This window comes from Longibaculum muris, assembly GCF_004343035.1.
GTDB lineage: Bacteria > Bacillota_I > Bacilli_A > Erysipelotrichales > Coprobacillaceae > Longibaculum > Longibaculum muris.
Genome location: NZ_SMCQ01000001.1, coordinates 245,671 through 262,109 on the forward strand (window position 1 = coordinate 245,671; position 16,439 = coordinate 262,109).

Genomic DNA, 16,439 nt, shown 5'->3' on the forward strand with positions numbered 1-16,439 from the left:
GCTTTAAAATTCGTTTTAAAATTTAAGTGATATGTTTTTAATTGGACAATCAGTATTAGAAAGGTAATTAAAATTGTATAAAAGAAACCAGGTGATACAATATTTATAAATATTAGAATTACTAGACATAGGCAATTTATTGGATTTATTTTTAAATATTTTTCATCTTTATTTTTTTTATGACTGATGTTAATTATAAGAAAATTAATCAGATATAAGTCTATGACTGATAAAATACAATTAATTATAAAATTAATAATCGAATCCATTCTTAAAGCTCCTTATTGATAAATTCACGATATTTTACCTTGAAATCTTTTCTCTTTTTCTTAGTAATATGTAATTCATGCTTATTTGTCATTGTGATATCTTCATAAGTAAATGTATCAACATGCTTAAAGTTAATGATAATACTTCTATTAAGTTGGTAAAAATTATAATTCAATAAATCCTTTTTAGTTTGTTTTATTGATTTACTATTACCAAAATATTGTGTTCTAGGCGTAAACAGTTTATAAGTATCATAACTTGTTTCAATATAAACAATATCATCTGTTTTAATATACTTTGTTCCTCCACTTGTATTAAAGACTACACAACGATTTAATTGCGTATATCTATCAACAGAACGTCTTAATTCTTTTTCAAATAAACTATCTTTGATTGGCTTAGTAATAAATTGAGCAGCACCAACCCAATAGGATTCAGGAATATAATCACTATATCCACTTACAAAAACAATAATACATTCAGGCATAATATCTTTAATTTGATATGCCATTTCGATACCGTTCTTTTCTTTAAATTCAATATCTAGATAAACTAAATCATATCTTACAAATTTAAAGCTTTCCATAAATTCTTCAGGATCAGTAAAACCATCAAATTTATTTGGTTGGATATCCTCTACTCCAAAATTTCTTATTCTTTCTAAAATGTTGTTGACGTAGTATTCTTCATCGTCACAAACCGCAATTTTCATAATATCAACCTCCCATATTAATTTTTATTCGTAATTATAGAAATCGCGAGTAACTCTATTGTATAACAAATTTTACCATTTGTGTGTGCATTTTTATCCCAAATGCATGCACTTTTCACCTTTTCGACACAAAAATGCTTAATTTTCAATTATTTTTATATTGGGAAGGGGGTGTAATGATATGAAAACAAAGAAGAAAATGGTTGCTTTAGGAATGAGTTTAATGATTTTATGTGGAAGTCTTGCTAGCGTCTCTGCCTATGTTTATGTGCCTGGTACACAGTATCAAACTGTGACACATAAAGATATTCCAGCGTGGGGATATCACAGTTTTGATACATACTATGGAAGCAAGAAAGCAACAACTGGATATTTTGCTACATTTCATAAAACACATGGAGATGCAGCTTTAGGAAATTTTGCTGAAATCATTACAAGTGGAAAAACGGCTAGATCTAATATGATTGGTATTCCTGAAGGAAAAACAGTATTATCTGAAGAACATAGTTGTTCAAAAGGAACTGTATATTTCACTGCAGTAGGATCTCATAGCTTAGAACCAAGCAACACATGTGATGTTAACTTAAAATTTAGCGCAGATAATCTACGCTAAAAAATAGCAAGCCCCCTCACTATCGAAGGGACTTGCTTTCTTTTTTAGTAATAATAACTTCTTGAATACGTTTGTTTTGAATCTTGGTGATTTGAAAACTCCATTCATCAACAACAAGTGTTTTGGTCGTACCATCTTGAGGGATAGTACGCAAATAACTATATAAAAATCCACCTAAAGTATCATAATCATCATTAAATGAAATGTTAATACCCAGTTCTTCTACTAAATCATCTATAAGAATATGACCTTTCACTTTCCATTGACAATTATTTATTTGTTGAATAAGAGATTGTTCATGCATATCATGTTCATCATAAATATTCCCAAATATTTCTTCAACAAGATCCTCTAATGTAATGATTCCGCTCATTTTACCAAATTCATCAATCGCAATTGAAAAATGAACATTTTTATCTTGCATATCAGCAAATAAATCATCTGCACTAATTGTTTCAGGAACAAAATAAGGTGAAGTTAAAAGCTCTTTAAGAGTTTTTTCTTTTGTTTGTAAATTTAACAGATAATCTCTTACATGTAAAATACCAATAATGTTATCTTCATCATTTTCATAAACTGGATATCTTGATAAACCAGTTTCTTTGATGATTTGAATGATCTCATCATCATTTGCTTCTATTGATAAAGTCATAACATCAACACTATGTGTCATAATTTCACGGATACAAGTATCATCAAAATCAAATATATTTTGTAACCATTCACTTTCATCTTCATCTAAAATACCACGTTTTTCACCTAATTCAATCATTGTTAAAATATCTTCCTCAGTAACGGATTCTTCATTCGCTTCAGTTTTAAGATGAAGTAATTTTAAAATTGCATTCGTAGATAATGAAAGAAATGAAACAATAGGTTTCACAACCTTTGCTACTCCAAGAACAACACCACAAGAAAGTTTTGAAACTTCATATGGTTTTTGCATCGCAATTCTTTTAGGAACCAGCTCACCAAAAACCAAGGTAAAATAAGACAAAATCAAAGTAATAATAATAACTGAAATCGTATCTAAAACATTGATTGATAAAGCAGTTAATCCTAAATCATAATAAATCCAATTGGTTAAATATTTAGAAAAGTTATCTGCTGCAAAGGCACTACCTAAAAATCCGGCTAAAGTAATGCCTATTTGAATCGTAGATAAAAATCCCGAAGGTTCTTTTGTTAAACGTAAAAGACGTTGTGCAGTTTTTTCACCTTTGTCTGCTTGCTTTTCTAATTGTGTTACATTGAGAGATAAAACAGCAATCTCACTAGCCGCAAAGAATGCATTCACTAAAATTAAAATAACTTGCAATAATAATTGCGAGGGTATAGAGTCCATATCATCACACTCCTCTTTTTTTGTGTCCTCTAACCGTTTTTGTGATACAAAAAAAGACTCATATCACAAAAGTAATAAAAGTCTCGTTATTTCATATATAAACCGGCTATAAAAGCGTGGTGACGATTATATAACATCTAAATAGATGCTAACTACTCCCTTTTATGTCTCTATTTTATCATATTCTTTAAAACTGTCAATATGGATTTGATTATGCTAAAATAGAAATATGAAAGTAGGAGATGTGAGAAGATGGAATTGATATTAGAAGAATATGTTCATGAAAATTTACCTAAAGGATTTCAACCCTATTCTATTTATTGCATGATTGTAGATAATGTTGAAGTTGGAAGATTGGTCTTAAGAGAAGGACGTGATGAGGAAGTTTATTTTGCTGGACATATTGGATATAGTGTTTATGAAGAATATCAAGGGCATCATTATGCTTATCAAGCTTGTCTGCTTTTAAGAGAAATGCTTGATTTTGATCATCTTCTCATAACATGTAATCCTGATAACTATGCGTCTTTAAAAACAATTCAAAGATTAGGCTGTCAGTATATTGAAACAAAAACAATACCTGCACATTTAAAAAAAGATTTTGCATCTGAAGATACAGAAAAAATGATATTTATTTTCAAAAAATAATAGAACAAGGAGGAAACACATGAAGTTTGTACATATTGCCGATTTACATTTAGGGAAAGTTATTCATCAATATTCATTATTAGATATTCAAAGAGAATTGCTTTTTGAATTATTAGAATACATGAATCAAGAGGATATTAGAATTCTATTGATTGCTGGAGATATTTATGATCGTTTTATTCCTAGTCAAGAAGCGGTCAATTTACTAGATGAATTTTTAAGCAAAGCCTTGCTTGATTATCATATTGAAGTTTTAATGATTAGTGGTAATCATGATAGTAGTGATCGTATTCATTTTGCAAGCTCTATCTTATCAAAAAGAGGATTGCATATAGAAACTTATTTATCACAACATTTAAATTATGTTGAAAAAGAAGATGTCAGATTTTATTTATTGCCATTTGTGAAACCATCACAAGTTAAAGCTTTATATCATGATGAACAAATTCATGATTATCAAAGTGCTTTGAAAGCCTATATGTCACATCAAAAATTAGATTCTCATTATAAGAATATTTTAATTACACACCAATTTGTTGGGCACAATAGTTTAACAAGTGAATCTGAAATGCCAATCAGTGTTGGGGGAAGTGAAATTGTTGATGCATCTTTATTTCAAGACTTTGATTATGTAGCTTTAGGTCATTTACATGCTCCACAGGCAGTTACAAGAGAAACTATGCGTTATAGTGGCTCTTTAATGCGTTATTCATTTGATGAAGTGAAGCAAAATAAATCTATTGTTATTGTTGATACTGATGATATGTCAATAACATTACATACACTACATCCTAATCAAACATTAGAAAAATACACAGCAACATTTGTCGAATTAATGGATCCTCATTTTATCAAACAAAAAAATGATTTCTTAGCATTTGAGTTAAAAGATGAAACGTTAATTCCTCATGCAATCGATCAATTGAGAGTCCTATATCCAAACTTATTACAAATAACGTATTCTTACTTATTAAAAGAACAGACCAATCATCAAGTTCAATCCATACAAACCCTCGAACAGACAGATACTCCCACATTATTTCAACAATTTTATAAAGAAATGAAAAACATAGAATTATCTCCACAACAATTTAAAGTTGTCAAAGAATTATTAGAAAAAGTAGGTGAAGAACATGAGAATTCTTAGTTTAACCATGAATGCTTTTATGACTTATAAAGATTTAACAACAATTCATTTCGATGAACTGATTGATCATGGTCTTTATCTTATCAGTGGTCCAACAGGAGCAGGAAAAACAACAATATTTGATGCTATGACATTTGCATTATATGGTGTTGCAAGTGGTACTTATCGTAATCAATCTTATTTTCGTAGTGATTTTGCTGAGGCAAAAGAAGAAACCTATGTTGAAATGACTTTTGAACTTCATCAAAAAATCTATACTGTCAAACGTTCACCAACATATATGCGTCCAGGTTATAAAACACCAAAGATGGCAAATGCTTATCTTCAATATGATGATGTTATGATTGAAGGTGTAAAGGAAGTCAATAACAAGATCAATGAGCTATTAGGCGTTGATGTTCATCAATTTAAACAAATTGTCATGATTGCTCAAGGAGAATTTACGAAACTCATTTATGCTAATAGTGAAGAAAGAGAACGTGTCTTAAGACATATTTTTCATAGTGACCCATTAGTGAGTTTTGAAAATATTTTAAAAGAAGAAACACGTAAATATAAAGAAAAGTATCAGTTATCAAGTGGACAATTATTATCACGTTTTCAATTACTTGATTTTTCTAAAGAATTTCAACAAATTCATCAAGATGGCTTTCATCCTAGTTATATTGATGATGCAATACAGGAAAATGATAAACTCTATGCATTGGTACAAGAATATCAAAAACAATATCAAAAGCATAAAGACCAATATGAACAATTATCACAAGCCTATTATCAAAAACAAAAACATAATCAAGATTTACAAGAATATCATCAAGTGCAACAGGCTTATCAAACATTATCAAATCAACAAGCGAAGATGGAACAAATCAAAAAAGATATTGATAAACTAAATATTATTGAAAAAAATCAATCACTTATTTATCAATATCAGCAGACTCAACTTCAATTACAAAATAATCAAAAACAAAGTGAAAACATTACCTTACAATTACAACAATGTACAACTCTCTTTAAAGATATCCAAAAAAAATATACAAATCTTTCTGTAATTCAACAAGAAAAAGATGCTTTAATGGTTGAAATGGAAAAAAGCAAACAAGCTTCTTTAAAACAAAAAGAATATCAAAAGCTTAAGTTAAGTTCGCAAAAACTTCATCGTACCTATCAACAGACCCAACAAAAATATAATGAACTCTTATCAACACATCAAAAATTTATCAAACGTATGGAAAGAGATCAAGAAAATGTCAATCATCTTCCCAATTTACAATTAGAACTCCAACAAAAAGAACAATTGGTTAAAGAAGTCAATCAAAAACGGGTTTCTATTCATGAACTAAGTGAATTTTATGATGATTTTACAAAACTTCAAGATCAACATTATGAATTATCAAATGAATATAAGAAAAAAGATGCTATTTATCAAGATGTTTTTTTACGTTATCAAAAAGAAGATGAAAACTTTAAAAGACAACAAGCAGGAATTTTGGCATCTACTCTTGAAGATAATCAACCTTGTCCGGTTTGTGGATCATTATCCCATCCACATCTAGCAACCTTGACTTTTAAGGTTTTGACATCTAATGAATTAGAAGAATTAAATCAAGAGGTAGAAAAGAAAAAAGCTATCAAAGAAGATGCTTATCAAGAAGTCTTGAGCCAAAATGAGCGTATTCACCAAATGAAGGCAAAGATTGATGTTTTAAAAAAACAGTTAAATATTGAAGAAGAATTATCTAAAGAAGTCTTTATTCGATTGCTTTCAGATATTATTCATATTGTTGAAGATCAAGAAAAGACATATCAGAAGTATTATACAGAAGTAGCATATTTAAAAAGAATTCAAAAATCACTAGAACAAGATCAAATTGTATGTGATAAACAAAAACAAGAGTTAGATCAATTCCAAGAATTATTATATTCCCAAGAAAAACAAGCATCTATTTATCAAACTCAAATACAAGAATTAATATCACAGTATGAACAGATTGATTCTCAAGATTATCAAAAAGTTTTAACATCTCAACAAGATCAATTGGAATTACTCAATCAACATATCCATAATATTGAAGAACAATATTATCAGTGTCAAAAAGATATTTCAGTTTTTACTCAACAAAAAGAAACTCTAGCTCAACAAGCGATTCAATTACAAACTGACTATCAACAATTAGAAAAACAATATCTCAATTTTATTTCTTCATCATTTAATGACATACAAGAATTTCATGATTATCAACAGATGTTAGAACAAAAATCAGAAAAAGAAAACATCTATCAAAATTATCTTGTTGAACAAAAAACATTATTAACACGTCTCAAAACTTTAGAAACACTTACGCAAGGTCAAGAGATGGTGGATTTAAGTCAGGAAGAAGTACGTTTAAAAGAATTGGAAGAAAAACGAGATTGTCATTTTCAGACTTATAATCAGAAATTACATACATATACAAAAAATCAAGAAATTCTTAAAGCATTACAAAAAGACTATACCAAAAATCAAGATATCTTTGAAAAATATACTATGTATCAAGATTTATCTGATATAACGTCAGGGAAAAATCCACAACGTATGTCTTTTGAGCGTTATGTTCTATCAGCTTATTTTGAACATATTTTAGAATATGCAAATATTGAATTATTGAAAATGAGTAATGGACGTTTTGCTTTATATCGAAAACAAGCGGTTAAAGGGGCTAAACAACAGGGGCTAGATTTAAGTGTCTTGGATTATGAGACTGGTATTATGCGTGATATTCAATCTTTATCTGGGGGTGAATCTTTTAAGGCAGCATTATCTTTGGCTTTAGGATTATCTTCAATGATTCAAAGTTATGCTGGTGGTATTGAATTGAATACTTTATTTATTGATGAAGGATTTGGCACATTGGATAGTGAATCTATTGACCAGGCCTTGTCAGTTTTATTAGATTTAAAAAATGATAATAAAGTGATTGGAATTATTTCTCATGTTGATGAGTTGAAAGAAAGAATTTCAACTCAAATTGTGGTTGAAAAAGGTGTACAGGGAAGTATTTTGCATATTGAAAAAGAATAGCTAGTGAAGTCGTTTAAAATTCAATATTCATAATTGCAATTTATGATAAATCTTGTATAATAATATGGTAAATATGAAGAAAAGGGGTATATATAATGGCGAACAATAAAGTCAAAAATGATGCAATTACATCAAGAGATGAAGACTTTGCTCAATGGTATACAGATGTTTGTAGAAAAGCAGAGTTAATGGATTATTCAAGTGTCAAAGGATTTATTATTTATCGACCTTATGGGTATGCTTTATGGGAAATGATTCAAGCATACATGGATAAGAAATTTAAAGAAACAGGACATGAAAATGTTTATATGCCGCTGTTAATCCCTGAATCATTACTTCAAAAAGAAGCAGATCATGTTGAAGGATTTGCACCTGAATGTGCTGTTGTTACAAGAGGTGGATTAGATAATTTGGAAGAAAATTTAATTATTCGTCCAACTTCTGAAACATTATTTTGTGAACATTATGCAAAAATCGTGAATTCTTATAGAGATTTACCAAAATTATACAATCAATGGTGTAGTGTAGTTCGTTGGGAAAAAACGACAAGACCATTTTTAAGAGGTTCAGAATTCTTATGGCAAGAAGGTCATACAATTCATGCAACAAAAGAAGAAGCAAGAGAAGAAACAATGCGTATGTTAGGTATTTATGAAAATACGGCTAAAGATTTATTAGCAATTCCAATGGTTACCGGAAGAAAAACAGAAAGAGAAAAGTTTGCTGGAGCTGAGGAAACATATACAATTGAAGCTTTAATGCATGATGGGAAAGCCTTACAATCAGGAACTTCACATTATTTTGGTGATGGTTTTGCTAAAGCATTTGGTATTCAATTCTTAGATAAGGATAATAAACAAAAATATGTTTATCAAACATCATGGGGTGTCTCAACTCGTTTATTAGGTGCAATTATTATGGTTCATGGTGATGACAATGGTTTAGTATTGCCTCCTAGAGTTGCACCAACACAAGTGATGATTATTCCAATCCAACAACAAAAAGAAGGTATTCTAGATAAAGCTCATGAAATTGAACAACAATTAAAAGCGAGTGGTATCAGAGTCAAAGTTGATGCAAGTGATAAATCACCAGGATGGAAATTCTCAGAAGCAGAAATGCGTGGAATTCCACTTCGTTTAGAAGTTGGACCAAGAGATTTACAAAATGGTCAATGTGTTGTCGCAAAAAGAGTCAATGGTGAAAAAATCACTTTACCATTAGATGAAAAGTTACCTGAAACAATTGCTCAATTATTAGACGATATTCATGAAGAAATGTATCAAAAAGCATTAGCTTTTAGAAATGATCACATTACAAATGCTACGACATTTGAAGAATTTAAAGAAATCTTAAATACAAAAGGTGGATATGTGAAGTTACCATGGTGTGGTGATGAAGCATGTGAAGTAAAGATTAAAGAAGAAACTGCTGCTACTTCTCGTTGTATTGATACTGAAGCAACAGTTGAAGGAGTTTGTCCAATTTGTGGTAAAAAAGCAAAACATATTGTTTATTTTGCAAGAGCTTATTAATATACGTCATATGACGTATATTTTTTTACAAAAAAACTCCTTTAAAAAAGGAGTCACTGCTTGATTTTGACTTTTAATAAATGAATCAGTGAAGCAGCTTGGAAACTATCAATAATTGCACCCTGAATATCTTCTACAGTCGTTATAAGATTTGTCAAATCACAGCTAGATAAATCAATCTGATAAAGTGAGGCATGCTGAATTTCACATTGTTGAAGATTACATTCATGAAATGTTGTTTTCTTTAAATTGGTTTCAATAATACTTGCTTGATATAAATCACAATGTTCAAAATGAACTTCTTTATTTTTCATAAAGGTAAAGTTTGCAAATCTGCATAAACAATCTTTCAATAAAACTTGATCAAACAAAGATTCAGAAAAATCAGTGCCTAAAAGCTTACAATTAATAAATTGAACACGACGAAATAAACTCGATAACAATTTTATATTGGAAAAATCACAATCTTTAAAAATAACATCAATAAAATAACTATCTTCAAATTGAACATCTTGCATACTAACATTTTCAAAAAGACAATGTTTAAATTCAATACCATGGCAATGTTGATCAAACAAGACATCCATTTGATAATGGGCATTATTGATTTCCTCATGGTCTAGGTCTTTGGATAATGTTGTTTTTTCTAAATAGTCTAAATTTGGTTTTTGCATCAAATCACCCCATTGACTATCATAACATAAATCAATTTTCTTTTAACCATATTTATGATAGAATATATAAAAATGAGGTGACAATATGGAAAGACAAAAAAGAATTGCATTAATTAACGACATAACCGGATTTGGAAGGTGTGCTATTGCTGTTATGGCACCGATTATTTCGGCAATGAAAATACAGGCAATTACAATTCCTACTGCGATTCTTTCTGCACATACTCAATTTCCAGTTTTTTATTTTGATGATTATACAAGTAAAATGTCTGATTATATTCAAACATACAAAGATTTAAACATAGAATTTGATGCAATTGCAACAGGATTTTTAGGCTCAAAAGAACAGGTTGATATTGTGATTGACTTTATAAAAAGGTTTAAAAATGCTTCTTCTTTTGTTTTGGTTGACCCAGTCATGGGTGATCATGGGAAATTGTATTCAACATATACTCCTGAAATGTGTGCAAAAATGAAGGAGCTCGTTCAATACGCAGATTTAATGACACCGAATTTAACTGAACTCGTGACTTTAGTTGATCAGCCTTATCCAGAAAAATTACCAAGTTTTGATGAGTTAAATGCAATGTGTGCATTGCTTTCTCATCAAGGACCTCGTCATATCGTTGTAACAGGTATTCCATTTAATGACAAGCAAATCTTAAATTTTATTTATAATCAAGGAGAGGATTATCAAATTGTGATGGTCGATCGAATCGGTCAAGATCGATGTGGGACAGGAGATGTTATTTCAGCAGTTATTGCTGGTCATTATTTAAACGGACATAGTTTTTATGAAAGTGTTCAAAAAGCAACATCTTTTGCTTCTAAGTGTATTGCCTATTGTGAAGAAACCAATGTTCCACGTCATTATGGTTTAGCATTTGAACAATATTTATATGAGTTAGGAGAAGATAGAAAATGATTTTATATACATTGAAAGATAATCAGTTTGTAGATTTAGCAAGTTTAGATTCTTTAGAAGATGCTCATGTGTATGTGAATTTAACAAACCGTTGTCCTTGTGCATGTACGTTTTGTTTACGTCAGACAAAGGTGATGAGTGAATCACACACACTTTGGTTAAAAGAAGAACCGACTGTTGATGAAATTATGAAAGAATTTCAAAAATATGATTTAGATGATTTTAGTGAGGTTGTTTTTTGTGGGTTTGGTGAACCATTAGAAAGAGTGGATGAAGTGATTCAAATTGCAGGTCTTTTAAAGTTATATCGTCGAGATTTACCAATTCGTATCAATACCAATGGTTTAGCTAATTTAATTCATCAGCGGGATGTAACCCCTCAATTTAAAGGTCGGATTGATATTGTTTCCATTAGTTTAAATGCTCCTGATGAAAAGGAATATTATGAATTGACAAGAAGCCGTTTTGGAATTGAATCATTTCAGGCAATGCTCGATTTTGCTAAAAAATGTAAAGCCTACGTTCCCCATGTTATTTTAAGTGTTGTTGATATTATAGGGGAAGATAAAATAAAAAGATGTCAAAAAATTTGTGATGATTTAAACGTGACATTAAGAGTGCGTCCATTTGAAGAATAGGAGGAAGATTATGTTATATATGACAAGAGAAGAACGTCAGATTTCTTTAGAAAAAATGGTGAATACAAGAGATTTAGGCGGTTATGAAACACAAGGTGGAAAGTACAGCAAAGCGCATAAGTATATCCGTGCTTCTGCTCCAACATATGCAACCAAAAAAGATATTGCGGATTTAAAAGCCTATGGCGTAAAGGTCGTTATTGATTTAAGAAGTGATTTTGAAAAAGAATGTCAAAAAAATCCTTTTAAAGATGATCCGGATATTGATTTTTATGAAGTGAATCTTTTTGATTCATCCACAGCAACAATCGTTCCTGATGAAGTCAAGATGTATAAAGATTTGGGTGGCGTTTATATTTATATGTTAGAAGGTATGAAGGATAAATTTAAGGAGTTATTTGATATTTTCGTTAAGTATCCTTATGAAGGAATTATGTTCCATTGTTCGGCTGGTAAAGATCGTACAGGTGTAACATCAGCTTTATTATTAGATTTAATTGGTTGTCATGAATATGATATTGTTAAGGATTATAGTGAATCTTATGAGAATAATATTGAGATTAATGAAAATTTATCTGAGATGATGAAAGATGAAGAAGCAAAACAATATTTAAAATCTTCACCACGTTATATGATGGAACTTTTGGATTATTTAAGAGAGCATTATGGCAGTGCAAAAGAGTATTTAGTTGAAATTGGGCTTAAAATTGATGAAATAGATCAATTAATTGAAAATTTTACAATTTAAAAAAGAAAAATCGCCTCTTACACGCGTATATATAAGTAGGAGGTATTTTTTATGAAAGAAAAATTTACATTGAAAGAAAAAGATTTTATTGTACGAGGCATTTACAAACGATATCAAAGAGCACAATTGGATATTCTTTATTTGAATCAGCATTATAATTACTATCCACAGGTTGATGTGTTCAAAGTGAAGGAATCCAATGCTCATTATCAAAAGGCAGATGCTCAATTTGTTGATCAGCTTCAAAGAAAACAACAGTTAGAAGATTTTGTAGGAATTGTCAATCAAATACATACCCATCTTTCTCAAGAAACATATCGTTTTATTGAAAACGAATATTTAAATTTTTATGATTCATCATGGTGGGTGCCTTATTTTTCCCGAGCAACTTATTATCGTTTGAAACATCGTGCTTTAGATGAAATAATAGAGTGTGCGTATACTTTTTTTAGTGAAAATGATTTAATCAAGTTAATGTTATGAGATATTGCCAAGCGTAGCAAAATTATGTATAATACCAATTAAGTCAATAAAAGGAGAATGTTATTCATGATAAAGAATTTAATTGGTGGAATTGCTGTGGGAATTGCCAATGTTATTCCTGGTGTTAGTGGGGGTACAATGATGGTTATCCTAGGAATCTTTAATCGTATGATGGAAGCTATTTCTGGGGTTTTCCAAAAAGACAATGATCACCGTAAAGAAGATATATTATTTTTGTTACAAGTTTTGATTGGAGCAGCCGTTGGATTAATCGGTTTTGCTAAGATTTTAGAATTTCTATTTAATCATTATCCAACACAAACAATGTATTGGTTTATTGGGTTAATTGCTTTTAGTATTCCATTATTTTTAAAAGGTGAAATGAAGGGTGAAAAAATTAAAATCCTTCCATTAGTTTGTGGTTTAGCCATTATTTTTGGTTTAGAGTTTTTAAATCCAGGTGAAGGAAGTGTGGAAGTAAATCCATCATTTCCAACTGTTACATTAATATTATGTTTGAAAATGATTCTTGTTGGAATCATTGGAGGAGCAACAATGTTAATGCCTGGTGTTAGTGGATCAATGGTTTTATTGATTATTGGTGAATACTATTTATTTAAATCTTATTTAGCAAATGTAACATCTTTTCAACTTGATGTGTTGATTCCATTATGTTTTATTGGAATTGGCGTTATTCTTGGAATTATTTTAAGTGCAAAAGTCTGTGGTTTCTTTATTAAAAGATATAAAGCTGGATTTTTAAGTTTTATTCTTGGATTGATTATTGCTTCATCACTTGTTTTGATTCCTTTTGATGCAAGCTATGATGTGATGGTTGTAGTGAGTTCATTACTTGCGCTTATTTTTGGTGGTGTCATTGTTTTAGGATTAGGGAAATTACAATAAGCAGCGAGGGCTGCTTTTTTGTTAATGTTTGATTTGTTTTGGGCTATAATAAGGATAGGGTATAGGAGGTATTTTATGAACGTAGAAATTATTAATGTCGGAACAGAATTATTATTAGGAGAAATTGTGAATACCAATGCAACACTTTTGCAAAAAGTTTGTCGTGATTTAGGTTTTGATGTATATTATCAAAGTGTTGTTGGTGATAACCCTAAACGTCTTTATGAATGTTTAAAGTTAGCCTTTGAACGTGGGGCAGATTGTGTCATGACAACTGGTGGACTTGGACCAACGACTGATGATTTAACCAAAGAATTATCGGCACAATATCTTGGCTTAGAGATGGTTTATCATGAGGAAGAAGCTAAAAAAGTTGATTTAAAATGTCGTTATTGTACTGGGGTAAAAGACATCCCACAAAATAATTTTAAACAAGCTTATTATCCAAAAGATGCATATATTTTAGAAAATGATATGGGAACAGCAAATGGATGTGTCATGAGTAAAGATGAAAAGATGATTATTAATTTACCAGGGCCACCTAAAGAATTAAAATATGTTGTGGAGCATTCTTTAGTTCCTTATCTTTTAAAATACAAACAAGATACAATTTATACATATGAATATTTAACGATGTTTATTGGTGAAAGTAAACTTGCTGAGGTTTTAAGTGATTTAATTAATGCGCAAAAACAAGTATCAATTGCTTTATATGCTGGTGAAGAAACCGTAAGAGTGAGACTGGCAGTAAAAGCATCTTCTCAAAAGGAAGCAGATACATTAATGATATCAACAAAGAAACAGATTGAGGAAAGAATACATTCTTATATTATTTTTGAAAAAGATTTAAAAGAGGCTTTGTTAAAAAATATGGTTCCTATTTCTATAGTTTATAAAAATGATTTTCGTTTACAAGATGACTTTTTAAAACCATATTTATCAAATTATCCTGAAATTGAGATTGTTATTGAGACAAAACAAGTTGATTTAGGAGAGATTGTTATTGTTCATTTCAATGATTATACATTTGAAGTTCCAACATTTGTAAAAGCTGAATATTCTTATGCAAAGGTTGAATCACGCTTTATTGCTCAGCTTTATCGATATATAAAGAACTTCAAGAAAGAAAAATGTCAAAATTTAATGTGAAATGCATAAAAAAATTGTAATTTTCAATTTTCTGTATATAATATCACTGTAAAATTTAATATAGAGCGGAGGATATGGATGAAATATAAGATTGAAAATTGTCGCTATGAATTGGTGAAGGATTTATTGTCTAGTCTTGATTCATTAATCGCTAATGTAGAGAAAGATGAGCAAGGAACTATTGTGACTCTACATGAGGGAAATTCTCAGTTTGATTTAATGAGAGCTTTAAAACAAGATCCTTTACAAATGTTTTGTGAAAATTGTAAAGTTTATGCTGTATAGACGTCATCATTGGATGGCGTCATTTTTTATCGTTTATGTTGTAAAAATATGGTATTTTTAAAAACTAATCCTATCTTTTCAAAATGTAAGAGTTTACAACCTTAAAAATAACAAAAAACATTGATAAAAACAGGTAAATTTTAACTTTTTTCTTGCGAAAATAGAAACTTTCAATATAATAGGAAGTGTCCTAAGGGATAACACATGTATGTCAATATAATATTCCTCGACATACAAATCAGCAAATAAAAGTATTCATATGAGTTTTACTCAAAAAGAGTAATCACTGTTAGAGGCAGCAGTCTAACAGAGGTAGTGAACAGCAGCGCTATCGATCATTCATATAAGAAAAGAGCGATAAATAGGGGTATCGCTCTTTTCTTATATGTGAAACAATTCAATGAATTTTAAAGCAGCAGGGGTTAATGTTTTTCGAGTAAGATGAGCATAACCAATGCTTCTTTTAGGAATAGGTGGATTGATCTTAATTTCATAAATATCTTGATTATTTAATTCTTCTAATGAGAACTCTTTGATTACACAAGCTTTACCAAGATTATTTTTCGCTGCCTCCAATAACAAATCATGGGAACCAAGTTCAATTGAAGATGTTAATAGAAGTCCCTGACTAGCAAAATGATAATCAACATATTGTCTTGAATTTGATGACCTTTCTAATAGAATAAGTGATTCATGTGAAAGTTCTTGTAAAGAATACACTTTTTCTTCAGAATTTTTGGAAACAAAAATATCATGGACTTGTAGACATTCTTGAATGGTTATCGCTTCATCATGTAATGGCATGTTTACAAAACCAATTTCAATTTGACCATTTTTTAATAAATCAATGATTTCTAAACTGGTACGGTTAACCATTTTAATTGTAACTTGAGGATAGAGTTGATTGAACTTAACAAGATAGGGCATAATATAATTCTCACTTAGGGTATCTCCAGCACCGATTGTTAATTCCCCTTTGGTTAAATCATGTAAATGACCGATTTGATTTTCAGCACTTGTGATTAAAGAAAGAGCTTGAGAGATTTTGGTATAAAGCATTTCTCCTTCTTTGGTTAAAACAACACCTTTAGATTGTCGAATAAAAAGTTGTGTGTTTAACTCTTTTTCTAAAGTATGGATGGCTTGTGAAACAGCTGATTGAGAAATAAAAAGATTTCTTGCGGCTAGAGAAAAGGATAAAGTTGAAGCAGCTTCATTAAAAATTTTATATTGTTCAAGTTTAATATTCATATTAGTTCTCCTTATATCATATTTTATAATTATTAATTTTACTAATAGA

General features: G+C 29.8%; 16 protein-coding genes. 12 read left to right on the forward strand and 4 right to left on the reverse strand.

Annotated elements, in window-relative coordinates; translation table 11 throughout:
* Positions 1–271 precede the first annotated feature (271 nt).
* A complete protein-coding gene (locus tag EDD60_RS01150) occupies positions 272–982 on the reverse strand; it encodes a LytR/AlgR family response regulator transcription factor (RefSeq protein WP_132226122.1) in 711 nt (236 codons plus the stop codon).
* A gap of 181 nt (positions 983–1,163) precedes the next feature.
* On the opposite strand from EDD60_RS01150, the gene EDD60_RS01155 reads away from it, so the two are divergent.
* Entirely contained in the window at positions 1,164–1,595 is a 432-nt protein-coding gene (locus tag EDD60_RS01155; protein ID WP_066451487.1) for a hypothetical protein, read from the forward strand.
* 19 nt (positions 1,596–1,614) lie between these two features.
* Here the strand turns inward: EDD60_RS01155 and EDD60_RS01160 are convergent, their stop codons facing one another.
* A complete protein-coding gene (locus EDD60_RS01160) occupies positions 1,615–2,940 on the reverse strand; it encodes a hemolysin family protein (protein ID WP_066451483.1) in 1,326 nt (441 codons plus the stop codon).
* A gap of 252 nt (positions 2,941–3,192) precedes the next feature.
* Between EDD60_RS01160 and EDD60_RS01165 the strand changes: the two genes are divergently transcribed.
* The 4 genes from EDD60_RS01165 (at position 3,193) to proS (ending at position 9,331) form a co-directional block, all read left to right on the forward strand.
* A complete protein-coding gene (locus EDD60_RS01165) occupies positions 3,193–3,588 on the forward strand; it encodes a GNAT family N-acetyltransferase (protein WP_066451480.1) in 396 nt (131 codons plus the stop codon).
* A 19-nt stretch (positions 3,589–3,607) separates the two neighbouring features.
* Positions 3,608–4,735, forward strand: coding sequence for an exonuclease SbcCD subunit D (locus EDD60_RS01170; RefSeq protein WP_066451478.1), 1,128 nt, complete (start codon positions 3,608–3,610; stop codon positions 4,733–4,735).
* Positions 4,722–7,796, forward strand: a complete 3,075-nt coding sequence (locus tag EDD60_RS01175; protein WP_066451476.1) for an AAA family ATPase — start codon at positions 4,722–4,724, stop codon at positions 7,794–7,796. Before EDD60_RS01170 ends, EDD60_RS01175 begins: the two co-directional genes overlap by 14 nt.
* Before the next feature lie 95 nt (positions 7,797–7,891).
* A complete protein-coding gene (gene proS, locus EDD60_RS01180; protein ID WP_132226123.1) occupies positions 7,892–9,331 on the forward strand; it encodes a proline--tRNA ligase in 1,440 nt (479 codons plus the stop codon).
* Positions 9,332–9,384: 53 nt separating this feature from the next.
* Here the strand turns inward: proS and EDD60_RS01185 are convergent, their stop codons facing one another.
* Positions 9,385–10,005 carry a pentapeptide repeat-containing protein gene (locus tag EDD60_RS01185; protein ID WP_066451473.1) on the reverse strand — a complete coding sequence of 207 codons (621 nt, stop codon included), beginning with the start codon at positions 10,003–10,005 and terminating at the stop codon, positions 9,385–9,387.
* Between the two features lie 85 nt (positions 10,006–10,090).
* On the opposite strand from EDD60_RS01185, the gene EDD60_RS01190 reads away from it, so the two are divergent.
* The 7 genes from EDD60_RS01190 (at position 10,091) to EDD60_RS01220 (ending at position 15,139) form a co-directional block, all read left to right on the forward strand.
* Entirely contained in the window at positions 10,091–10,930 is an 840-nt protein-coding gene (locus tag EDD60_RS01190) for a pyridoxamine kinase (RefSeq protein WP_066451472.1), read from the forward strand.
* Entirely contained in the window at positions 10,927–11,568 is a 642-nt protein-coding gene (locus tag EDD60_RS01195) for a TIGR04100 family radical SAM protein (RefSeq protein ID WP_066451469.1), read from the forward strand. Before EDD60_RS01190 ends, EDD60_RS01195 begins: the two co-directional genes overlap by 4 nt.
* 10 nt (positions 11,569–11,578) lie before the next feature.
* A complete protein-coding gene (locus EDD60_RS01200; RefSeq protein WP_066451466.1) occupies positions 11,579–12,316 on the forward strand; it encodes a tyrosine-protein phosphatase in 738 nt (245 codons plus the stop codon).
* A gap of 51 nt (positions 12,317–12,367) precedes the next feature.
* A complete protein-coding gene (locus EDD60_RS01205) occupies positions 12,368–12,799 on the forward strand; it encodes an MG284/MPN403 family protein (protein WP_066451463.1) in 432 nt (143 codons plus the stop codon).
* A gap of 66 nt (positions 12,800–12,865) precedes the next feature.
* Positions 12,866–13,705 (forward strand): DUF368 domain-containing protein, encoded by an 840-nt coding sequence (locus EDD60_RS01210; protein WP_132226124.1) that lies wholly within the window; start codon positions 12,866–12,868, stop codon positions 13,703–13,705.
* A 75-nt stretch (positions 13,706–13,780) separates the two neighbouring features.
* Positions 13,781–14,854 (forward strand): molybdopterin-binding protein, encoded by a 1,074-nt coding sequence (locus EDD60_RS01215; RefSeq protein WP_066451458.1) that lies wholly within the window; start codon positions 13,781–13,783, stop codon positions 14,852–14,854.
* A 78-nt stretch (positions 14,855–14,932) separates the two neighbouring features.
* Entirely contained in the window at positions 14,933–15,139 is a 207-nt protein-coding gene (locus EDD60_RS01220) for a hypothetical protein (RefSeq protein WP_066451456.1), read from the forward strand.
* 381 nt (positions 15,140–15,520) lie between these two features.
* Here EDD60_RS01220 and EDD60_RS01225 read toward each other — a convergent pair whose 3' ends face one another.
* Positions 15,521–16,390, reverse strand: coding sequence for a LysR family transcriptional regulator (locus EDD60_RS01225; protein WP_066451454.1), 870 nt, complete (start codon positions 16,388–16,390; stop codon positions 15,521–15,523).
* Between the last annotated feature and the right edge of the window lie 49 nt (positions 16,391–16,439).